The sequence below is a fragment of the Serratia sp. KH_031 genome, assembly GCF_057839655.1.
This window is the reverse complement of the sequence record NZ_CM174496.1, coordinates 1,928,599-1,950,128: the sequence shown is the minus strand read 5'-3', so window position 1 is coordinate 1,950,128 and position 21,530 is coordinate 1,928,599. Positions and strand designations below refer to the sequence as shown.

At 47.5% G+C, this 21,530-nt stretch carries 21 protein-coding genes, 2 tRNA genes and 3 pseudogenes; 9 read left to right on the top strand and 17 right to left on the bottom strand.

Annotated features, from left to right (window positions below; all coding sequences use genetic code 11):
* Positions 1-161: 161 nt before the first annotated feature.
* The 4 genes from dsrB to AC3ISQ_RS08715 all read right to left on the bottom strand — a co-directional run bounded on the left by dsrB (position 162) and on the right by AC3ISQ_RS08715 (position 3,316).
* Positions 162-368 (bottom strand): protein DsrB, encoded by a 207-nt coding sequence (dsrB, locus tag AC3ISQ_RS08730; RefSeq protein ID WP_489352358.1) that lies wholly within the window; start codon positions 366-368, stop codon positions 162-164.
* Between the two features lie 183 nt (positions 369-551).
* Positions 552-764 (bottom strand): transcription antiterminator/RNA stability regulator CspE, encoded by a 213-nt coding sequence (gene cspE / locus AC3ISQ_RS08725; RefSeq protein WP_004946278.1) that lies wholly within the window; start codon positions 762-764, stop codon positions 552-554.
* A 280-nt stretch (positions 765-1,044) separates the two neighbouring features.
* Positions 1,045-1,902, bottom strand: a complete 858-nt coding sequence (locus tag AC3ISQ_RS08720) for an ion transporter (RefSeq protein ID WP_489353197.1) — start codon at positions 1,900-1,902, stop codon at positions 1,045-1,047.
* Between the two features lie 232 nt (positions 1,903-2,134).
* Positions 2,135-3,316: an alpha/beta hydrolase gene (locus AC3ISQ_RS08715; protein ID WP_489352356.1), complete on the bottom strand. Its 1,182-nt coding sequence runs from the start codon at positions 3,314-3,316 to the stop codon at positions 2,135-2,137.
* A 218-nt stretch (positions 3,317-3,534) separates the two neighbouring features.
* Here AC3ISQ_RS08715 and AC3ISQ_RS08710 point away from each other — a divergent pair, with 218 nt between their 5' ends.
* Both AC3ISQ_RS08710 and AC3ISQ_RS08705 read left to right on the top strand, forming a co-directional pair.
* Positions 3,535-3,744: a hypothetical protein gene (locus tag AC3ISQ_RS08710; RefSeq protein ID WP_489352354.1), complete on the top strand. Its 210-nt coding sequence runs from the start codon at positions 3,535-3,537 to the stop codon at positions 3,742-3,744.
* A gap of 112 nt (positions 3,745-3,856) precedes the next feature.
* Entirely contained in the window at positions 3,857-4,867 is a 1,011-nt protein-coding gene (locus AC3ISQ_RS08705; RefSeq protein ID WP_489352352.1) for an NAD(P)H-quinone oxidoreductase, read from the top strand.
* Between the two features lie 43 nt (positions 4,868-4,910).
* Here the strand turns inward: AC3ISQ_RS08705 and AC3ISQ_RS08700 are convergent, their stop codons facing one another.
* Both AC3ISQ_RS08700 and AC3ISQ_RS08695 read right to left on the bottom strand, forming a co-directional pair.
* Positions 4,911-5,282 (bottom strand): YidB family protein, encoded by a 372-nt coding sequence (locus AC3ISQ_RS08700; RefSeq protein ID WP_489352350.1) that lies wholly within the window; start codon positions 5,280-5,282, stop codon positions 4,911-4,913.
* 95 nt (positions 5,283-5,377) lie between these two features.
* Positions 5,378-5,626, bottom strand: coding sequence for a GlsB/YeaQ/YmgE family stress response membrane protein (locus AC3ISQ_RS08695; RefSeq protein WP_489352348.1), 249 nt, complete (start codon positions 5,624-5,626; stop codon positions 5,378-5,380).
* A gap of 449 nt (positions 5,627-6,075) precedes the next feature.
* On the opposite strand from AC3ISQ_RS08695, the gene yjdN reads away from it, so the two are divergent.
* Positions 6,076-6,498 carry a VOC family metalloprotein YjdN gene (gene yjdN, locus AC3ISQ_RS08690; protein ID WP_489352346.1) on the top strand — a complete coding sequence of 141 codons (423 nt, stop codon included), beginning with the start codon at positions 6,076-6,078 and terminating at the stop codon, positions 6,496-6,498.
* Positions 6,499-6,576: 78 nt separating this feature from the next.
* Here yjdN and AC3ISQ_RS08685 read toward each other — a convergent pair whose 3' ends face one another.
* Positions 6,577-7,482 carry a LysR family transcriptional regulator gene (locus AC3ISQ_RS08685; protein WP_489352344.1) on the bottom strand — a complete coding sequence of 302 codons (906 nt, stop codon included), beginning with the start codon at positions 7,480-7,482 and terminating at the stop codon, positions 6,577-6,579.
* 180 nt (positions 7,483-7,662) lie between these two features.
* On the opposite strand from AC3ISQ_RS08685, the gene AC3ISQ_RS08680 reads away from it, so the two are divergent.
* Positions 7,663-8,214, top strand: a complete 552-nt coding sequence (locus AC3ISQ_RS08680; protein WP_489352342.1) for a tyrosine-type recombinase/integrase — start codon at positions 7,663-7,665, stop codon at positions 8,212-8,214.
* A gap of 48 nt (positions 8,215-8,262) precedes the next feature.
* Here the strand turns inward: AC3ISQ_RS08680 and AC3ISQ_RS08675 are convergent, their stop codons facing one another.
* The 3 genes from AC3ISQ_RS08675 to AC3ISQ_RS08665 all read right to left on the bottom strand — a co-directional run bounded on the left by AC3ISQ_RS08675 (position 8,263) and on the right by AC3ISQ_RS08665 (position 10,355).
* On the bottom strand, positions 8,263-9,051 hold the full coding sequence (locus AC3ISQ_RS08675; protein ID WP_489352340.1) for a LuxR C-terminal-related transcriptional regulator: 789 nt from the start codon (positions 9,049-9,051) through the stop codon (positions 8,263-8,265).
* A gap of 68 nt (positions 9,052-9,119) precedes the next feature.
* Positions 9,120-9,785 carry a LuxR C-terminal-related transcriptional regulator gene (locus tag AC3ISQ_RS08670; RefSeq protein ID WP_489352338.1) on the bottom strand — a complete coding sequence of 222 codons (666 nt, stop codon included), beginning with the start codon at positions 9,783-9,785 and terminating at the stop codon, positions 9,120-9,122.
* A gap of 147 nt (positions 9,786-9,932) precedes the next feature.
* Positions 9,933-10,355 (bottom strand): hypothetical protein, encoded by a 423-nt coding sequence (locus tag AC3ISQ_RS08665; RefSeq protein ID WP_489352336.1) that lies wholly within the window; start codon positions 10,353-10,355, stop codon positions 9,933-9,935.
* An 855-nt stretch (positions 10,356-11,210) separates the two neighbouring features.
* On the opposite strand from AC3ISQ_RS08665, the gene mtfA reads away from it, so the two are divergent.
* Together mtfA and AC3ISQ_RS08655 are read left to right on the top strand one after the other, a co-directional pair.
* A complete protein-coding gene (gene mtfA / locus AC3ISQ_RS08660; protein ID WP_489352334.1) occupies positions 11,211-11,999 on the top strand; it encodes a DgsA anti-repressor MtfA in 789 nt (262 codons plus the stop codon).
* A gap of 104 nt (positions 12,000-12,103) precedes the next feature.
* Positions 12,104-12,179 (top strand) — tRNA-Asn (locus AC3ISQ_RS08655).
* 126 nt (positions 12,180-12,305) lie between these two features.
* Here the strand turns inward: AC3ISQ_RS08655 and AC3ISQ_RS08650 are convergent.
* A pseudogene (locus tag AC3ISQ_RS08650) lies at positions 12,306-12,575 on the bottom strand (LysR family transcriptional regulator); the annotation flags it as partial.
* A gap of 338 nt (positions 12,576-12,913) precedes the next feature.
* Between AC3ISQ_RS08650 and AC3ISQ_RS08645 the strand changes: the two are divergent.
* Together AC3ISQ_RS08645 and AC3ISQ_RS08640 are read left to right on the top strand one after the other, a co-directional pair.
* A tRNA-Asn gene (locus AC3ISQ_RS08645) sits at positions 12,914-12,989 on the top strand.
* A gap of 161 nt (positions 12,990-13,150) precedes the next feature.
* A pseudogene (locus tag AC3ISQ_RS08640) lies at positions 13,151-13,284 on the top strand (phage integrase central domain-containing protein); the annotation flags it as partial.
* Between the two features lie 44 nt (positions 13,285-13,328).
* Here the strand turns inward: AC3ISQ_RS08640 and AC3ISQ_RS08635 are convergent.
* The 3 genes and pseudogenes from AC3ISQ_RS08635 to AC3ISQ_RS08625 form a co-directional block, all read right to left on the bottom strand.
* Positions 13,329-14,351 (bottom strand): NADP-dependent oxidoreductase, encoded by a 1,023-nt coding sequence (locus tag AC3ISQ_RS08635; protein ID WP_489352332.1) that lies wholly within the window; start codon positions 14,349-14,351, stop codon positions 13,329-13,331.
* A 187-nt stretch (positions 14,352-14,538) separates the two neighbouring features.
* Positions 14,539-15,321 carry an SDR family NAD(P)-dependent oxidoreductase gene (locus tag AC3ISQ_RS08630; protein ID WP_489352330.1) on the bottom strand — a complete coding sequence of 261 codons (783 nt, stop codon included), beginning with the start codon at positions 15,319-15,321 and terminating at the stop codon, positions 14,539-14,541.
* Between the two features lie 101 nt (positions 15,322-15,422).
* Positions 15,423-15,647, bottom strand: a pseudogene (locus AC3ISQ_RS08625) (oxidoreductase); the annotation flags it as partial.
* A 132-nt stretch (positions 15,648-15,779) separates the two neighbouring features.
* Here AC3ISQ_RS08625 and AC3ISQ_RS08620 point away from each other — a divergent pair.
* The gene (locus AC3ISQ_RS08620; RefSeq protein WP_489352328.1) at positions 15,780-16,328 is read left to right on the top strand and encodes a TetR/AcrR family transcriptional regulator; all 549 of its coding nucleotides are present in this window, start codon (positions 15,780-15,782) and stop codon (positions 16,326-16,328) included.
* A 196-nt stretch (positions 16,329-16,524) separates the two neighbouring features.
* Here AC3ISQ_RS08620 and AC3ISQ_RS08615 read toward each other — a convergent pair whose 3' ends face one another.
* From AC3ISQ_RS08615 to AC3ISQ_RS08605, 3 genes are all read right to left on the bottom strand, one after another.
* Complete coding sequence (locus AC3ISQ_RS08615) at positions 16,525-19,614, bottom strand: efflux RND transporter permease subunit (protein WP_489352326.1); 3,090 nt, start codon at positions 19,612-19,614, stop codon at positions 16,525-16,527.
* Positions 19,607-20,719 carry an efflux RND transporter periplasmic adaptor subunit gene (locus tag AC3ISQ_RS08610; protein ID WP_489352325.1) on the bottom strand — a complete coding sequence of 371 codons (1,113 nt, stop codon included), beginning with the start codon at positions 20,717-20,719 and terminating at the stop codon, positions 19,607-19,609. Before AC3ISQ_RS08610 ends, AC3ISQ_RS08615 begins: the two co-directional genes overlap by 8 nt.
* Positions 20,720-20,796: 77 nt before the next feature.
* A complete protein-coding gene (locus AC3ISQ_RS08605) occupies positions 20,797-21,411 on the bottom strand; it encodes a TetR/AcrR family transcriptional regulator (RefSeq protein WP_489352323.1) in 615 nt (204 codons plus the stop codon).
* Positions 21,412-21,530: the final 119 nt, after the last annotated feature.

Sequence of the window (21,530 nt, the reverse complement as noted above, 5' to 3'; positions counted from 1 at the left end):
TCCTATGAAATTTTGTCTGAAGTATAGTGATGCAGAATAATGATGTAAAGGTTAATTTATTAAACAAATGATAAACTGAATAACCTTAGCTTATTGTGGTCATAATAAAAAATAACCGTTTCATTCGAAACTCAATAATCACAGCTTAATTAACTGACTAATTATTGAGCGCCTGGGGTACGAGGTTCAACAAAGATCCCCTCGTGATTACCGATTTCGTTTTCGTTGAAGAACCAAACACCACCGGGATAATCAGCTAAAGAGACGAGATACATCGTCCCCTCATTAAAAATCTCAACTGCCAAGATTTTACCTTCCCGGCGTGGACCGCCATCCGTTTTCACCGTCACAAGATCGTTAACCTTCATGATTTACCTCATCAATTATCATTATCTTTAGTGTATTACACAATGAGGTGGGAAACACCGTATTGTGCCCCCTTAGAGTCGTCACTCTCTAAAGAGTAGCAGAACAGTATCGTTGAGGTTGGCTAGATAACAGGCACAAAAAAACCCGCCTTGGCGGGTTTTTGTTAATCAGCAAATTGCCAATTAGATAGCGGTAACGTTAGCCGCTGACGGACCTTTAGCACCGTTCTCGATAGAGAACTGTACGTTCTGGCCTTCAGCCAGGGTCTTGAAGCCTTGATCCTGGATAGCAGAGAAGTGAACGAACACGTCTTTGCTGCCGTCTGCAGGAGTGATGAAACCAAAACCTTTAGACTCGTTGAACCACTTCACTTGACCTTTGATCATGTTAGACATGTCTATTTCCTTCAATAAAAAATTTAAGCCAGCATGGGCATGTTATAGCCGGTTATCAGTTACTTATGGAGGCACTAGAAAGGAAATTCGTCAGAGAAGAGCTATCAAGGATAACGCTTTAAATTTGAACTACTTTACTCAAAATGTCGTGCATAAATAGGTCTGTACCACAGGCCGGGAAGCATTAACTCATGTCAGCGTATTAATAGCAACCCTTTTCAGCCTGTGGAGTTGTAAATAGGGGTAAACGCTCATGTTTTAACCCCACTTAGTCGACTGATTAACCATTTTTCATCGTTTCGGCTTCTGTCGATGGCAGTTCAGTACCGCAATATTTGCAGAATGCAGCTTCTTCTTCGTGATCGCCACGTTGGCATTGCACACAGATGCGTCGTTGGCGATAACGTTGCAGCTCTTGCCCCATATACGCAGTCAAGATGCCGGTTGGCACAGCAATGATCGAGTAGCCGAGTAAAATCAAGATAGAGGCCAACATTCGTCCCAGTGGGGTATGCGGGACAATGTCGCCATAACCCACGGTCGTCAGTGTGACTACCGCCCAATAAACAGAAGCCCCTAGGCTGGTAAAACCGCTTTGCCCACCTTCGATAGCAAACATCAAGCCACCAAAAACACAAAGCACGACGGTGACAAAACCAAAAAAGGCGCCCAACTTACGCCGCGCCTGCTTGAGACTGCGCCAAATCATGCCGATTTCGCTCATATAACGCAGTAGTTTCAATACTCTAAAGATACGTAAAATTCGCAAAATACGCAGCAGCATGACGAACTCTATCGTCATATGAGGCAGGAACCATATGATATAGAGAGGAAGTATCGTTAGCAGATCAATGAAACCAAAGAAGCTGAAGGCATAGCGTTGCTCTTTTGGTGTACACCATAGCCGTAATAGATATTCCAGCGTGAAGATGCCGGTAAAACACACTTCAGCCCAGAAAAAAAGATAAATAGCCCGTCGTTCCGGGCTGAATATAGCGCTACCGCCGGGCTCCATAAACAACAACGCGACGCTAAGCACCGCGATAATAATCCAAAACATCTCCATCCTGCGCCCTGAGCGCGAATGATGATCAAATAGCATTTGATAACTACGTTGACGCCAACCGGATACGGCCATTTTATGGGACATAGTTCAATGTCTTATGAAAGAAACTTGCTCACATACTATACCCAAGTGACTTCAAGATGCAGGTTTCAGTACCTGAAAATTATCATTTAAGTACGAGCACAAAGGCTCTGCCATTTGCGGCATTTTCACCTCAGCCAAAGCGAATAAGATGCGGCCATAGAACGTACTTGCTATCGGAAAATCCTATCCAAATACTGAATTCTCGTCTGGAAAAGCCGACTCAGCGGATATTCTCGCCCATCCATTTATCGACAAGTCTTGCAATATCTAGGCTGTTTTTTTCCAGCATCATCATATGCCCGTTGCCGTGAATACCGTGCTTACCCAACTGGACATAAGTGTTCTTTACACCCGCCTGCGTTAAGAATCTCGACGTCCACGCATCGTAAGTGTCATGATAAGACGCTTCGCCAGTCACAATAAGGATGGGAATGTCTTTCAGATTTGGCAATTGTCGCGCTGGTGCTTTTTGTAAAACCCCCGCAACTTCTCCGGCCTCCATCGGCTCAATTTCTTCGGTCTGCAGTTCCGATGGATCGCTGACGGGAGGGGCATAAGTGATTGGAACATCTGTAATTCCCCAAGCCCGCGCCTTGCTGTCGCCAAATACCGCATTGCGGAATGGAGGTCCTTGGGGTTCCAGCGCGACGATCCCTTTGACCAATCCGGGACGGGCGTCAGCAATCAGCCAGCCAAAAGCGCCAGACTGCGAGTGCGTCACCAAGATCGCTGGCCCGATCTGGCCCAACAATGCTGCCGATGCCGCCTGCACCAACTTGGCGGTTTCCACATTGCTGCTTAGATAGGGAACTTGTGTTTTTAGGAACGCGTCAAACACCGGGTCTCCACGGCGGCCTTTAGTTGCCTCGTTGCCGGGCCATTGTGTATGCTTTTTCGCTTGCGGCCAGGCAGCTGGCTGCTCAAAGTATGCACTTGCCGTGAAACGCGCTTCAAGCTGCGAGGCACCCATGATGCGTAGCTCGCCATCAATGCCCGGCTGGTAGGCCGAGCGCCCGCGAGCTGGTTGGTCAACGACGTAAACGAGATAGCCCTTCTCTACGAAATAGGGAGCCCAACCTTTGCCGCCGTCGGCAGTTGTCATCCAATTGGTGCCGGTTTGCGCGGCGCCATGGTAGAGCACCAACGGGTACGGCTTGGTGATTTTCTTGGGCTTGAAGACCTCCACATACATTTGCCCTTTCATGCCTTCATTACCTTTTTCGCCCACGAGCTTGCCCCCTGCATAGAAATAGCCGTGTGCAGCAACGTCGAGCATGCTGTGTATGGGAATCGTATCTGGAACTGTTGCCGCTTTATTCCCCGCGGCTGTGGCAGCGGGCGGCATTGCCACGCATAATACAAACAGGATCGCGCAAAAAAAAGAGAACTTATTATTATGCATAGAAAATCCCTCTCAAAGTTGATGCATTGATAATCGGTTTGAATGACGCCTTGCGCTTTTCAAAAAATTTAACTGACAAGTATCACCTCCCTATTAGGCGCTTTTTTCGTCCCACGCACAATTTGAACTCTTGTCATATTTAAATCACAAAAATGTCACAATTAATCAATATGATGATTGGCGATTATCCGCTCAGAATTAACCCTAGGATCTCGCTCATGACAATAATTAAAGCCTCGACTCATCAGGAAGCAGAGACACTCATACGCGCTGGGACAGCAAGAAAGATCGAACTGGCGTATGACATCGGTAGCGATGACTTTTTCCAACTAGCCAGTTTGTGGTGTGATAAAGGTGCCAAAATATCCAAAGGAAAAGAGCACTTTATCGTTTCCTTAAAAGGGTTTTACATTCCACCGAACGATTGAACCCGCTATTCATCTGAGTCGTCATTAGTTCTCAGCACAATAATCCCCCTCTCCCGCAGTTCTTGCGTTAGATTAATAACCGCAAGTTAGCGACCACGAAAAGGAGAGGACTATGCAATCCCGTCAGACACTACCCAGCATGATGCATGCCATTGAGATCATTCATCCTGGGGAGCCAGATGTTTTACAGCTAATTGAACGTCCAGCCCCCACACCTGGCCAAGGCCAGATCCTAGTCAAAATTGCGGCTGCTGGGGTGAATCGTCCTGATGTGATGCAGCGCCGTGGTCAGTATGCCCCGCCGCCAGGTGCATCTGATATTCCCGGTCTGGAATTTGCCGGTGAAGTTATTGCCATGGGTTCCGGGGTCAGTAAATATCAAATAGGCGATCGTATTTGTGCATTGGTTGCCGGTGGCGGCTACGCACAATACTGTGTGGTGCATGAAAGTAATGTGTTGCCAGTTCCATCGAGTTTTAGTTTGTTGGAAGCAGCAGCTCTTCCAGAAACCTTCTTTACCGTTTGGGTGAACCTGTTTCAACGCGGCAAACTCAGCGCCGGTGAAACCGTATTAATCCACGGGGGAACTTCCGGCATTGGTACCGTCGCGACTATGCTGGCAAAGGCATTCGGCGCCAAAGTGATCACTACCGTCGGTTCCGAAGATAAACGTCAGGCCAGCTTGGCACTTGGTGCAGATTTCTCGATTAACTACCGCACAGACGATTTTGTCGAATGTACCAAGCAAGTCACTGACGGGAAAGGCGCGGATGTGATCGTCGATTTAATCGCTGGCAATTATGTGGCCAAAAATTATCAGGCAGCGGCAATGGATGGGCGGATTATACAAATTGGTACGCAGAATGGTATCGCAAAGGATCTGAACCTAATGCCATTATTGCTAAAACGTCTAACGCATACAGGCTCAACTCTGCGTGCCCGTAGTGTAGAAGATAAAGCACAGATTGCGGCCGATTTGGAACAACAGGTTTGGCCACTACTGGCTAGCGGAATGCTCAAACCACAAATATTCAAAACCTTCCCACTGGCGCAGGCCGCTGAAGCACACTCATTGATGGAGTCCAGTGCTCATATCGGCAAGATTATGTTGATTTGCGAGTAATGAAATCTCCCCGACAGTCTAGACTTGTCGGGGAATATTTGAATCAGAAGAACTTACCTTTTAGATCAATATCACCTTCCTGTTTTAACTCACCTCCAGGAGATGCTTGGTCAACTAACGTTGGTAAGAATTGCGCAATGGTATTAGAAGCTTCATCATTTCCCACACCCAATGCTGCGGCCAATTGGCTAATAGCATCAGGTCCTAATGCTTGCTGCACGCTATTACCGTCAATTTCCTGATTCTCTCCCGTACCAACCCATGATGCTGCCTGATCATTAAACTGCCCATTTTGGAATTTAGCTAACAACGCAGAGATACCACCCTGCTGTTCAACCCATTGCATAATAGCCGAGCCATGTTGACCCAGTAGATTACCCAGTACTTGAGTAATTAAGCTATCAAATATACCCATGACTTTCCCCTTCGGCCATTGCCGGTATTTGCCAGCCAATCGCCATAATTGAATGAAAAAGGGCCGCCGTAGCGACCCTCTCGATCAGCACCTGATTAACTTCTGATCTTCCGGTAGACAAAAAGTACGATTAAAGCACCCACAACCGCGACCACGAAGCTGCCCAGATTGAAACCATCGACCTTACCCATACCAAAGAAGGTACTGATATAGCCACCGACAACCGCACCGACAACCCCCAATACGATGGTCATAATAAAACCACCACCGTCTTTGCCTGGCATGATCCACTTAGCCAGAATACCGGCGATTAAACCAAAAATGATCCAAGAAATGATGCCCATCTTTACTCTCCCTAATGACTTTTTGCCTAAAAGAAATTCTATCACCAAGCCGACAACAGCACCGGCCTCTACCCACGGATTGTTTCTTACGCAAGAACAAGACTAACCAGCCATACCCTTTAGACTAGTACAGACTTCACACACAGTAGATACAGCACAACCGTGCGTAGCTTATACACTATTACTATAGACAAAAATCAGCGGCTTACACATCAGCATCTATCCGAATTTCTATTAGTAGGATTTACCTTGATATCACGTATTCGAGACCGAACGACCCCAAATAACCGAATAATCCTATTTTTACTCTAATATCCACGACGTGATCGCCACCCAGACAGGGTTCATTTATGGTACTAAACTGATTAATCACCGATGGCAATTATCACCATTGGCCACACGTCTGACCAACGGCTTATCAGCTAAAGGTCGTAACCGAGGTCACTATTATGCAAGTTCAAGCCTACCTATTCTTTAGCGGTAACTGTGAGGAAGCGATCCATTTTTATGAAGAGGTACTAGGTGCAGAAATTGTAATTGTCATGCGTTATAAAGATATGCCCGAAGAGGCTAAACAAGGCGGGGCACCACAAGATGTTGAGCCAGAAGCAATTATGCATGCTCACCTGAAAATCGGTGAAAGTTCTCTTATGGCTTCAGATGGATGTCCACAAAGTGACGGTACTGAAGCCTCACATAAAGGGTTTTCGTTGTCACTGAATCCCAATACCGCAGAAGAAGGACAGAGCATATTCAATGCACTAGCGGCTGGAGGTGAAGTCACCATGCCTTATGCCAAAACTTTCTGGGCCAAAGGTTTTGGCATGCTGACGGATAAATTTGGTGTGAATTGGATGGTCAACGTCGAGTAAAAAGGCCAAGCCGAACAAGATGTCTGCCGTTCGTAGCAGACATCTTGCACCAGACTGTAACGATGCCTCTACAACGAGTTACGTAGCTAGCATAATTCTGACCAACTCCTCAATCGCAGGATCTCGTCGCAGGGACTTATGAAAATGGGCATGCAGATAGGGAAGATTCGCTTGTGCAAATTTTGGCTCACACCATGTTATCGGAATGACCTGCGATAAAGGTGGTAAGAGAAATGTTGGTGAAGCCATAGACAGCGAAGTGTTATGAGCAATGGACAGCAACATATTGATTATCGAATTACTCTTATAAATCATATTCAAATCGCGCTTGCCAAAGATCTCTTCTAAACCTGAGGTGACAGACACCCCACCTTCGATCGATACCCACCCTAAGCGCTGTTGTTTCGTCCACTCCTCGACCGTTATATTTTCATGAATTTCTTTATTATCAGCATGATAGACTAACGCATATTTTAATTGAAATAGTGGAATACTGACGATAGCCGGATCCGAGGGTAAAGGTAGACCAATATCCATATCTACCTCACGCATTCTCAGTTTATCCAATCGCTCATCAGGCTTGAAGTCACCAGATAAAAACTCTAAAGGGCTTTGACTGGAGATAACGCCTTGTTCCAACGCATAATGTGATAACCAATACTCAATTATAGTATTGGCTCGAATACGTAGGTAGCGAGACTCCTCCCCCCCGACAGACAGGCCATTCTTAAGTTTTAAACCCGCCGAAATATCCTCCTCCGCGGCCTTGAAAAAGGTATACAAATTTAGGGCTAACGAGGTGGGATTAATACCATTTTTAACACGAACAAACAGTGGATCTCCGTAATAATCTCTAAGTTTATTAATAGCATAACTCACTGTAGACCCACCCACATCAAGAGCATCAGCTGCCCGTCCCATGCTTTTATGTTCAATAACAGATACAAAAATCCTAATCAAATTATAATCAAAGTCTTTGCTCATATGCACCACCCAGAGGTAAATAGAGAAGCCACATAGTAACAAGTCTGAGAAAATTCTGGTTTTTCTATTTTTTAGAAAACACTTATCAGCCTCATGAATTGCGTGAAAAGAGATAAAACTGTTCAATACAACTCAAATGACACGCATATTTCCAATGACATAAATGATAAGGTTTAAAAAATGACACAGAGAAACTTTCTAAAACCGTTAGAAATAGAGAAAATCCTTCAATCAATTCCAAAAGGTGAGAATTCAATTCGTGATCGTTGCATGATATTAATGTGCTATGTCCATGGATTAAGAGTTAGCGAATTGGTTAACCTGAAAATGCAAGATCTAGAATTAGAAAATAATAAAATTACGATTTCACGCTTAAAGAATGGGCTTTCCGTACAGCACCCATTGCAAAGTCGTGAAAGAAGTTTATTGGAACGTTGGTTAACTGTGCGCTCACGCTATCTTGGCGCAGATACTGACACACTATTTTTATCTCGCCAAGGTGGACAAATATCCCGCCAGCACTTCCATCGCTTAACCAGAAAGTATGGAGAGCTGGCGGAAATAGAAATATTAGTTCATCCACATATGTTTCGTCACGCTTGTGGCTACGCATTGGCTGATAAAGGCGTAGATACTAAACTAATTCAAGATTACTTGGGTCACAAAAACATCCAACACACGGTAATTTATACTAGCACTAATGTTAGAAAATTTAGCTCCATTTATATATAACAGTTATGGGTGAGTATTATCTACATACTTGACCAAGTATCAACATACTCAGGCATAAGTATAAGAAACCATTCCAAAATCACTTTCGATATTAGTGAGATGATCGTTCATTACTATGCATTTATCAACTAAGTTAGAAACCGTACACAAACCTTGATCCTCTATAAGTTCTCCATTTGCAAGATCAGGTAAAATATCACGCAAAGCAAATAATGCAGCTGTATTTCGCACACCCAGCTTCCTCATGGCGTTGCGTTTGTGGCTGCTCACTGTTTGTCTGCTAACATGTAACTCATCCGCAATCAAAGCCATTTTTTGCCCAATAAGAATATGATTAACCACGCGTAATTCTGTGGGGCTTAATAATGGCTGGACTTCTTGTTCACAACAGGAAAGGCGTGTCACTAATTGTGGGCTAAAATTACGCTCACCATTTAATACCTGTAATAATACCTGTTTGAATACTGACAATGTTTCTTGTTTACTGATGGCTCCATCAACTTTAAACTCACAAAGGCAACGGACAACTCTATCCTCAAGAAAAGAAGTCATAACTATCAGTTTTACATTTGGCCAACGTTGCTTCATTCCTTGAATGAACAATAAGCAAGGTAAATAATCCTTCTGTCGAGCAGAAAGTGATATGATCACCATTGCAGATCGTCTCTTACCGAGCCATTCGGTGAGCTCAGTTATTGAATTAACTGTCGCATCCAAATTAATCTTCTGGCTGAACTCCTGAATAATTAGAGAGAGTCCTTTTAAACTCATCTGACATGAGTCCATAACGATAGTATCAAGAGTATGTGTATAGTTATCGTTGAATATCGTATCCATGATAATTTTCCTGTGCCTTTTAACCTTACCTCGCATTACAATTCCATGAGTTATTTAGCTAACTCCAGTTAATGAGAAATCATCTCATTCGATTGTAATAGAGTAAATAAACTGGCATTGTTTTTAATACCTAATTTACGCATGGCATTGCATTTATGTGCGCTAATTGTTTTGAGACTGCGCCCCTGATGCTTAGCTATTTGCGATTGAGTCCAACCCTGTAATAAGTAACGCAACACTTCAAACTCGCTAGTTGTTAAGCGATCTCGAATTGATGTCACTTTTTCTGAACCTATCTGCATAGATTCCCGGATGTAGGGGCTGATAACTGGCCACCCCGTTAATGCTTGCATCAAAAAACGTATGATCGTCGCCACTGATTCATCACGCGAAATTATACCCGCAATATTTAATGATTCGACCATCGAAAGTATTCGTACATCTTGCAAATCAGTCAGCAGAATCAAACGACAACTGGGTAGCCGTTGTTGCATTTCGCGTAAAAACGTAATGCCATTAAACGATGTTTCATCGACACCATTGAGCTCCATGATGACCGCATCGAACGACACGATACCCACCAGTCGCTGGAGCTCTGCCCGTGAGTTCACGCTAGCAACAACATCAATACGCCATGGAAGGCGAGCCAACAAATGTTCAAATATAAATATATTAATGGGTTTAGCATCCATTAGCACTATACGTAACGCTGCCCCTGAGTTTTCTTGTTCCATATTGATTACTTTCCCTCTCTGTCTCATTCCATCTACTTTTAAAAATGGATGTTTCCCTAAGTATTTTCTTCTTAGCTAGTTTTCATTAAAAAACAAAACATACTATCGATACTAATATGTACTATCAATAACTATGCAGTTAACGATTTAGGATGTAACACTCCTATTAGAGTAATATGCCATCGTAAGTTTATTACATTGCATCCCAACTATAGCCAATTGGAACATGTCTGCATTAAGTTCCAATAGAGCCATAGCTTCACTCATTAAGCAGGCTTGTCTGTTTATGTCGTTTTTCATGTGCTTAGTGGGTGTTTTTAAATTAAACCTTCCATTTATGAAAAATTCAGATGAATCACCATGAGTATTAACATTAATTTTACTCCACTCTAAAAAAAGTTCCTCGTGAATATATTTATTTTTAGGTATAAAAATATCACTGTTAGTGCTAGCCTTAGAGTTTGACATCATCAATGATGATATAAAAACAAATAAAATCAATAAATTAAAATAAAAAACAACACTTTGAAAACCGAAAACCCGACCTCTCATGATGTTTGTAAAATACATAACCTCACTCCCTAGTTTAATATTACGTCCATGAATTATTATATTTTTACATTTACTCAGTAAGAATCATAAAAAATAATTATAAAAACCACACATAAACAACCAGAATGATAGCACCAAAAGGATTTAACACTGAAGTTAAAACATACAGAATAGGAGTAACCTTATGAATTATTCATTTAATGAATGAATAATTGTGAAAATGATACCCATAAAATATATTAGTAGAGTAATAATGCTGCGAACAAGAGTCACTCTAAGTATCTTCTTAAAAAAAGTCAACACAATACCTAATCTCTAACATTCATATTATATAAAGTTAATTAAAAACAACTCGATGAATAAAAATGCTTGTAAGCGTTATGTCACAAAGCAATCTAGTTATATTTCGTACTTATAGATGCAGATAAAAACATCATAATTATAAATAGTAAATTAAAGTCAAATATCTACGACTAACTATTACACTTAATCAATATAAGGTGTTCTATTAGCTCTTTTTACAAAACAGATTTGTTATAAAAAATCGTAGAAACAGCCCTCACAGGCAAAGCATCATTTCCAATGTTGGCGGCTCCCCGCAGTAAATGAACTAACCCCATAAAGGCCGAGATTTCCCGGAGGCAATTTAATGAGCGAAAGATGTGTGAGCGCGATCGTTGCAAGGAATGTATCTAAGTGATTGAATAATGGCGTGGAGATTTCTTAACTCCAAAGGGTTGGCTCTTCCGTAGTTTTCGAGGTAGTTCTGTTCCACGATTCCACGCAATCTCCTCGAACTACTTGCTATCGTGCCGCTCTTTGCGGCATTTTTAATGTTATGCCCCAGCCTATGTTCAAACGACGAGCAATGTGATGATTAAATGGCCGTGGAAAGCAAATCAAACTCAAGAGGAAAGGCTTGCTCAATGGCAAGATGCGTTAGCTATTCCCCTACTCTCTCCGCTAGATGAACAAGAGCAGCAGCAGTTAGTGCACGTTGCTAGTCAATTTTTGCAACTCAAGCGACTTGTACCACTTCAAGGGTTAGAACTCACATCGCTAATGCAAGCACGCATTGCTTTACTGTTTGCTTTACCGGTTATGAAACTGGGCGTTGAATGTTTGGATGGCTTCAATGAAATTCTGCTATATCCATCACCCTTTGTGGTTGAAGAAGATTGGCAAGATGATATTGGCTTGGTGCACTCTGGCCCGGTTGTACAATCAGGCCAGAGCTGGGAACAGGGGCCGATTGTTTTAAACTGGCAAGATGTGCAGGACTCTTTCGATCTCTCAGGTTTTAATCTAATCATTCACGAAGCAGCACATAAGTTAGATATGCGAAATGGCGGCACCGCTACCGGTGTTCCACCAATACCACTGCGCGACATCGTTAATTGGGAACGCGACCTCCATGCCGCAATGGAAGATATTCAAGACGAGATCGATATGGTCGGCGAAGAGGTGGCCAGTATTGATGCCTACGCCGCCAGCGACCCTGTTGAATGTTTTGCCGTGTTATCGGAGTATTTTTTCAGCGCTCCAGAGCTACTCTCTAACCGTTTCCCTGCGTTATACCAGCACTTTCAACGTTTCTATAAGCAAGACACTTTGGCTCGCTTGCAACGTTGGCAATCCGATAGCCACGCAGAAAATCAGTAACCCGTTGTCAACTTTGTCTATATGCTGAGCAGTCAAACTCGATTGGGTAATTTAGCGTTGACAGGTTACAGGCTGCTGGATATGATGCGCCCCGTTCACACGATTCCTCTGTAGTTCAGTCGGTAGAACGGCGGACTGTTAATCCGTATGTCACTGGTTCGAGTCCAGTCAGAGGAGCCATATTTAGAAAAGCCGGTTTAAGGAAACTTAAACCGGCTTTTTGCTATCTCGATGCTTTACAACTAGACGCAGTGACACAAAGTTTTATCACCCTCCTTGAGCAACAGCGACAACGGTTGGCATAACGCGGGAAAATTGCCCGACTCGACTCACCGCATCCTGCGCCGACTCACACTGACGCAAAATAGTTTGCGCATGAAGATACAAGATATAACCCGCCTCGGTGGGTATCACGCCACGCTTAGAACGGATTAACAATTGCTGATTCAATTCCCCCTCCAACGTAGCAACCTGCTGGCTCAGCGCGGGTTGGGCGATGTGCAACGCTTCCGCTGCTCGCGTTAAACTGCCGACATCAACGATTTTCACAAAATACTTAAGACGTCTGATGTTCATCTTGCTTCCTCAGAGACTCATTGACTGATGACTTAAGAAAGCAAGATTCAGGCCACAGCCCTACCCCTCGATCTATCAAAGGTAATTGCCAGAAAAATAAGAAAAAATGATGGTAAAGCCGCTTTCCGCTCGTATCCAGCTTCGCACAATCTAAGAGCAGCGCACCAAAATCAGGCAATTAGGGGGACGTTAATGGGTAGAGATAGGCGCAAATAGTTAGCCAATAAAAGCGATAAAAAGCAGCAAGTTGGCTAATCTTATAGCAAACAAAATCCACAGCGATTTTCTTGCTTTACAAGCCATGCGCACCTCGCTATTATTCGCCCCGTTCACACGATTCCTCTGTAGTTCAGTCGGTAGAACGGCGGACTGTTAATCCGTATGTCACTGGTTCGAGTCCAGTCAGAGGAGCCATATTCTTGTTTTCATGCCTCTTTGCGAATCCTTATGTGATTTAGACTCAATAAGTTAGCGCGAAAAATCTTCCCGATACATTTTCATTTCCCCCTCAGCATCGGGCAATACTGGTGGTCTGATTTGGGGTCATTTCAGTTCGATTATGGAGTGACCACCACTGGCATAAAAGCAATCGAACCTGGTCAGAGAACCACTCTGCCCGTCTGCTTGCCAGCATGAACAATCATATCTTCCCGAAAATCGGGTACCTGCCCGTCACAAAACTCAAAGTTCCCATTTTATCGACCTGCTAGGGCATCGAGATCCTGAGTGACACACAGATTCACATTTTACTTGTTATGGCTCCTGCATCTTAACAGCCACTTTTCCTTTCGCATGTCCTTGAGCAAGATAGGCAAGAGCATCCTTTGCCTCTGCAAAAGGAAATACCTTGTCGATCACTGGCTTGAGTTTTTCCGCTTCTATGAGTTTGCCGATTTGGGTGAGTTGGTTGCCATCAGGACGGACAAAGAGAAATGAATAGGTCAGGCCCTTTTTTTTCGTAAGACGCATAATCTTGCGGCTCATCAGCCCGAACACAAAACGCAGTAAGAAGTTCAATCCCCGGGCCCGTGCGAACGCGGCATCTAACGGCCCGGTGAGAGAAACAATCTTTCCACCCGACTTGAGGATTTGGGTGGATTTTTCAATCGCATCACCTCTGACAGTGCCGAGAACAATATCGTAGCCGCTCAACACCGTTTCAAATTCTTGTTTCTTATAATCAACCACTAAGTCTGCGCCAAGACGACTCACCCACTCGATGTTGCCTGAACTCGTTGTCGTTCCCACTTTTGCACCAAGGTGCTTCGCCAGCTGGATTGCAAAACTGCCAATCCCCCCAGAACCTGCGGGAATGAAAACCTTCTGACCCGGCTGTAGCCCGGCCCGCTCTACCAGCGCTTGCCAGGACGTGAGACTCACCATCGGTAGCGACGCTGCCTGCACGAAATCCAGATTTGCGGGTTTCATAGCCGCAGCACTTTCAGGCATCAATGCAAATTCGGCAAGAGATCCCGTTCCCCTGTCGAATATGCTGGCGAATATTTCGTCGCCTGGTGTAAAACGCGTCACGCGACTCCCCACGGCAACAACAACCCCGGACAAGTCACTGCCCAATGTTGCGGGGAGCTTAAAATGCAAAATAGGCTTAAATATTCCAGTTGGGATCATGTTATCAATCGGGTTCAGACCCACAGCGTAAACTTTAACCAGGATTTCATCAGCATCGGGGGTAGGATAATCGATGTTATCGAATCCCAGCTCAGGGGATTTACCATAGCGTTTAAACGTAAACGCTTTCATCGTCTTAGTCTTCATTTGTTGTTTACCTTGCCGTATTTGTCAGTGACATTCTTGCGGATCTGTTGCTGAGTGAAAGGCAATCCCGAAGAATAGCTCGATAGAACTTTCTTCCGCCGCCGCCGGAGCGCCCCCGAAGCCCGCATTGTTCACCAGAATACTGCATAGCAGCCAAAAGACCGTTCTGCCGAGTGCAACTCATTGACTAAATTGCTTTATATCGCTCTGCGACTTCATCTTGTTTGATGTCTGAAAGCAGAGCCTGACGCGAAGCATCGAGGGTGTCCCAGCGGGCTGCATTATGTAAAGGCGGGATGGTGACGAGTTCACGGCGATCAAAGCCCACCAGCGCTGCATCCACTAACCCTCCCACTTCCATGAATTTTGCCGAGTTACTGATATCGATACCCGCACGCTCCCAGATTTCCGTATAAGTGCCGGCAGGAAGTACCGCCTGGATATAAACGCCCTTAGATGACAGCTCGACATTCATTCCCTGAGACAAGAAAAGGACAAAGGCTTTGGTTGCACCGTAAACCGTCATGGCAAATTCCGGGGCGAGTCCGACGATGGAACTGATGTTGACGATCGAGCCTTCGCCAGCTTTTACAAATCGTGGTGCCACCGCACTGGCAAGTCTCGTCAGGGCGGTGACGTTAAGCGCGATAAGGCTTTCTATCGAATCAGGCGTCTGCTCTGTAAAACTGCCGGACTGCGCGATACCCGCATTATTGATAAGAATGCCAATCTGCGTGTCTTCACGCAGGCGAGCTTCGACCGTAGCTAAATCACTCGTTTGTGTGAGGTCAGCAGGCAAAACATCGACAGAAATGCCATTTTCCTCTCGCAGACGATCGGCAAGTGTCTCTAACTTTGCTTTGTCGCGCGCGACCAGAACTAGGTCGTGGCCCCGGCGGGCGAACCGTTCAGCATAAACAGCACCAATACCCGTGGATGCGCCTGTAATAAGAACTGAAGCTTTAGTCATTAGTTGATCTTCTTTATTAATGTGTAAACAGAATTCGCAATGTGCGACGTGTATATAACGGTGACAACGATGCTTTACTTGTTGGTCTCAGTTAGCGGCGGGTAGATCCCTGGCGTATCCTGATAGCCCTGCGCCTGTTCTGAGATCTGAGTGGCTTCGGTAATCAGCAATCCTGCGGTGGCACGCTGGGCGTAATAGGTCGCCGCCAGTTCGCCGGGAACCAGACCTGCTCCGGCACGGTTACGCATCAGCGGTGCCATCACGATATGGTTGGCAAGCGTTATTGTCCCAAGATCATAGGGTTGAAATAGCTGTCGGTTCGCCATGTTTATTCCCTCGGCTTGATGGTGGTTGAAGTCTCAACTTAATGATGATGATTATCATCATTAAAGTCAATTGTTTTGATTATGATCATCATCAATGTATACTTAGCCTTATATTTTGAGAGGATTGAAAACATGAAAGTGTCGAAAGAGCAGGTTCGGGAAAACCGAATCCGCATTGTTGAAACGGCCTCAGAACTTTTTCGTGAGCGCGGCTATGATGGTGTGGGCGTCGCGGAACTGATGTCAGCGGCAGGTTTAACCCACGGAGGGTTCTACAAGCACTTTGGCTCTAAGGCTGATCTGATGGCGGAGGCAATGAGCTGCGGTTTTACGCGATCCGCAGAAAGCACGGCAGGTGTGAGCCGGGAAAAATTTATTCAATACTACCTCTCCCGACAACATCGCGATGATATGGGAAAAGGTTGTGTGATGTCGGCACTGGGCACCGATACAGCCCGTCAGTCTGAGTCAATCAAGATGACATTTGCGGCCGGGATTGAACGTCAGCTGGCAGTTTTGGGAAATGACAATGAAACGCGCGCTGACCTGATAGATACCATTACGCATCTTGTCGGTGCCCTGGTGCTATCTCGTGCTTGCCCGGATAATTCTGCTCTGGCTGATGAAATTCTGGATGTGTGCCGCACACGCCTTTGCAGTCAGGATGACCATAAAGATTGAATGTGCTAGGCAGCCGTTGCGATCATGGTAAGGGATAGTGCACGTGTCAGTGTTTCACCCTCGAACAAATCGTGCGCAATGGCACGAGCCAGAACTGCGACGGATACAGGAAAACCACAGACCATCGCCCTGTGACAATGATCTGCGGTGAGACTAAACGGAAACAATACGCTTCAGTCATTGACTCCGGGCAGGCTTACGTTAATGCCGGCTTTTCATTCTGCTGCGTATTGACAGGACGTATCTTGAACCAGATGGCATACATGGCAGGCAGGAACACCAGCGTGATGATAGTGCCACCAAAGGTTCCGCCAATCAGGGTATAGGCCAGCGTTCCCCAAAACACCGAGTGCGTCAGTGGGATAAACGCCAAAATGGCGGCCATCGCCGTCAGCAACACCGGCCGGGCTCGTTGCACCGTTGCCTCCACCACCGCATGGAATGGCGCCAGCCCTTCCTGTTCGTTGTGATGGATCTGCCCTATCAAGATCAGGGTGTTACGCATCAGGATGCCCGACAGCGCAATCAGTCCTACCAGAGCATTGATGCCAAACGGCTGGTTAAACACAAGCAGCGTTGGCACCACCCCAATAAGCCCCAGCGGCGCAGTGAGGAATACCATCACCATCGCCGACATCGACCGCACCTGCAGGATAATAATCAACAGCGTCATGGCGATCATGATAGGGAACAACGGTGCCATTGCTTTGGTCGCTTTCGCGGATTCTTCAATCGGCCCGGCCTGCTCAATGCGGTAACCTGCCGGAAGCGTATCAATCACAGACTGTAGCTCTTTCATAACTGCCGTGGACACGTCCGGCGGTTGCAGATTTTCGGCAATGTCTCCCCGCACGGTAATGGTCGGCGTACGATCGCGACGGCGCAGAACAGGATCTTCCATTTGCACCTCAACCTCCCCTATCTGCGACAGCGGAATGCGCTGGCCGGAAGACCCTACTAAGGTAAAGCCCGCTATTTTTGCCGGATCGAGTCGGATATCCCCCGCCGCGCGCCCCATGACCTGCACCGAACGGATGTCTTCACGCACTGCGGTGATAGGAACGCCTGAAAGCAGGAACTGAAGCTGCTGCGCGACCGCATTTGATGTCAGCCCCACCGCCTGAAGACGATCCTGATTGAGAGTGAAATGCAGTGCTGGCACCCGCGGACCCCAGTCGGTGTTGACGGTCCTCATCATCGGGCTGGCCTGCATCACTTTTTCGACTTTGTCTGCAATTTCGCGCAGCCTGGTGGGATCCGGCCCTATAACGCGGTAGGCCACCGGATAAGGTGAATACGGACCAAACACCAGCTGTGTCACACGCACACGCGCCTCAGGAGCCAGGCCGCCGGCAACCGCTTCACGCAGTCTGAACTTGAGTGTCTCGCGCGCTTCCTGACTGTCCGTCAGTACGACAATTTTTGCAAACGACGGATCGGGAAGCTCGGGTGCCATGGCCAGATAAAAACGCGGCGACCCTTGCCCGATGTAGGACGTAATGATTTTTGCTTCTTTCTGCTTTCTCAGCCAGGCTTCAATTTTCGCCGTGGTGGCGCTGGTCTGCTCAATCGCGGTGCCATAAGGCATCTGCACTTCAACCAGTACCTCCGGGCGGTCGGATGTAGGGAAAAACTGTTTTTTCACCAGCCCCATGCCGAGAATAGCAACAGTAAAGACGGTAATAACGGTGCCGGCCACTATCCATTTTCGCGCGATAACGCGGGTCAGTACCCGGCGAAAGCGGTTGTAATGGCGGGTGTCGTAGATGGCCGCATGGCCTCCCTCCACCGTTTTGATTTTCGGCAGCATTTTTACGCCCAGATAAGGCGTAAACACCACCGCTACGATCCAGGAAGCAATCAGGGCAATACCGACAATCCAGAACATGTTGCTGGTGTATTCACCGGCGGTGGACTGCGCAAAACCGTTGGGCATAAAACCGACGGCGGTGACTAGCGTGCCGGCGAGCATCGGTGCCGCCGTGTGGCTCCAGGCATAGGCCGAGGCTTTGATTCGGTCGTAGCCCTCTTCCATTTTCACCACCATCATCTCGATGGCGATGATGGCATCATCGACCAGCAACCCGAGCGCAAGGATCAGCGAGCCCAGGGTGATACGATCAAAGTTTTTGCCGGAAGCCTCCATCACCACGAAGACAATAGCCAACGTCAGCGGTACCGCCGCCGCAACGACAACGCCCACGCGCCATCCCATACTGACGAAGCACACCACCATCACCACCAGCAGCGCGACAAAGAATTTGATCATGAACTCATCAACGGCGGAGCTGATGTTGACTGACTGATCCGTGACTTTGGTCAACGTCATGCCCAGCGGCATACCCTCATTGATGTTGGCCGTTTCCGCATCCAGCGCCTTACCCAAATCCAGGCCGTTCCAGCCGTCCCGCATAACGATGCCCAGCAGCAGCGCCGGTTCACCCTGATTGCGGATCAGGAAGGTCGCCGGATCTTCATAGCCCCGTTCAACACTTGCCACGTCAGAAAGCTGCAGGGTTCTGCCCTGAACGACAACGGGTGTTTTGCGGATTTTCTCCAGCTTATCGAAAGCGCCATCAAGGCGGATAAAGACCTGCGGCCCTTGGGTATCAATCGAACCGGCGGGCGTCAGTACATTCTGGCTGTTGAGGGCGGAGAAAATATCCTGAGGCGAAATGCCCAGCGTGGCCAGCCGGTCATGCGAGAACGAGACAAAGATGCGTTCAGCCTGTTCGCCGATGATATTGACTTTCTTGACGCCGGGCACATGCAAAACTCGCTGACGCAAAGATTCCGCATCGCGAACCAGCAGTCGCTGCGGCTCTCCTTTCGCCTTCAGCGCAAAGAGCGCAAAGGTCACATCGGCGAATTCATCATTGACCATTGGCCCGATAACGCCTGCCGGCAGGTTTTTGGTCTCATCACCCAGCTTCTTACGCGCCTGATAGAATTCTTCCTGCACCTGTGAAGGCGGCGTGCTGTCCTGCAAGGACAGCATGGTAAAAGCCAGACCGGGACGCGTGTACGTCTCGCTACGGTCATACCACTTCAGCTCCTGCATACGCTTTTCAAGCGGTTCAGCCACCTGATCCTGCATTTCCTGCGCTGTGGCTCCCGGCCAGGCAGAAATAATCGTCATCTGCTTGACGGTAAAAGGGGGATCTTCAGCCCTCCCCAGTTCGAAAAATGAAAGAATACCGGCCACGGTAATCAGGATAATAAGGAACAGTGTGATTGAGCGCTCACGCACGGCGAGCGCTGAAAGATTGAATCTCACCTCACTCATGGCTGGCTCCCGACGGCGCGGGGTCGCTTTGTTCAGCCATGCGTACAGCCTCACCGTCATGCAGCAGATGCGCCCCCAGAGCGACCACCAGCTCTCCCGGCTTAAGGGAACCAGTCACCCTCGCCGCATCGTCACCTAATCCCTGCACCTGCACGGACCGCCATGACACTTTGGCGGGGTTACCCGAAATCACCCAGACACCCGGCCCTTTGCCAGGATCATAGATAGCAGCTAAAGGCACCTGCATCACCTGCTCCGGTAATTTATCGTCTGCAATATGGAGCGTAACGGTGGATCCCAGCGGAGCATTCGCCAGTGTCCCCTCAAGGACATATCTCGCCTCGAAGGTGCGTGTCACCGGATCCGCCGCATCAGAAAGGAGGCGCAGTTTCGCAGGGACTGTCTGCTTACCGGTGCCGTACAACTTTGCCTCAGCCTCGCTTCCGGCAGCCGGGCGTAACGTCTCGGGCAACTGCACGATGGCCTCCCTCTGCCCTGATCTGGCCAGCCGGACCACTGGCTGACCGGCACTGACAACCTGACCGGGTTCAGCCAGCGTATCCATAACCACACCGTCAGCGTCGGCCAGCAGCACGGCGTAGCCCGTGGCGTTTTGCGCCACATTGGCCTGTGCCTGAGCCGCAATGAGTTCAGCTTTGGCCGTATCGGCGGCGGCCTTTATCTGATCGTAGGCCGATGCCGACACTGCGCCTGCAGTGACCAGACCGCGGTATCGCGCCTCGTCACCCGTCGTTTGTTTTGCACGGGCCCGTGCCGCCGCGACGGCCTGTTGCTGAGCCTGAGCCTGCAGGCTCAGGTCAACCGGATCCAGGCGCATCAATGGCTGACCGCGTTTAACGGTCTGGCCAGTATCGACCAAACGTTCAAGGATTTTGCCCTGCACTCTAAAACCAAGGTCGCTTTGGACCCGGGCGACAACAACGCCGGTAAATGCGCGGGAGGTATCGACAGCACTCACCACGGTTGCAGACCTGACCAGAGGAGACTGAGTACGGGGATCGTCGGTACCGGAAGAGTCACCGCAGGCCACAAGGGCAAGCGGCAACAGGCAAACAGCAAAAGTGGCAGGATTAAGCCTGAGCATGGGTTCCCTTAATTGATTCAACAGGACAGTAACCGCATTCTCAGACTAGTGACCAATAATGTCAATAGTCACAAATCTCAAGGTGACAGACTTCTCAGTATCAGTGAGGACAGGAGCGCCGCAGCTGCCGATGCCGTTTCCAGATTATATTGCAACTGCACCGGACTGATGTAAGGCCGCATGACCAGATATATCGCATGTGCAGCCTCATCCAGCGGCGTTTTCCGTTCAAACTCCCCCGTCTGCCGCCCTTCGACAATGATTTGCTCGATCAGTTGTCGCAGCCGTTCTTCATGAGCCTCTGCCGAGGGCCACTTATCCCGCGCCGCGACGGCAGCAATGTCGTAAAGCTTGCGATCGTGAAAAAACAAATCACTGCCGGCTTCAGTCAGCGCCCGGAATAAACGCCGCAATTTTTCGGAGGCCGACGGGGCATCTGCAATCGCTGAATTGACAATCGCCATGATCATCGCCAGCCGGTTGGTGCAAATCACCTCGCCGATCGCCTGCTTCGAATCGAAAAATTTATAGATATAGGATTTTGAAAATCCTATTGATTTAGCCAGTTCTGACACCGTGGTTTTCTCATAGCCAAAATGCCCGAAATGCTCTGTGGCAGCGTCGACGACCTGATCGCGGACGTTGTGATCCAATGGCCCCCTTGGGGGATGTACATTTATGTGTTTAGTCATTTTTCCAGCTTAGCTCAGTGAGCCCTGATTGACAACGAGTGACCAATTTGTAATATGGTCACAATTCAAAATTGACTCAAGGAATATCAATGGTACGGGTTCAGGCAACCGTACCGGTT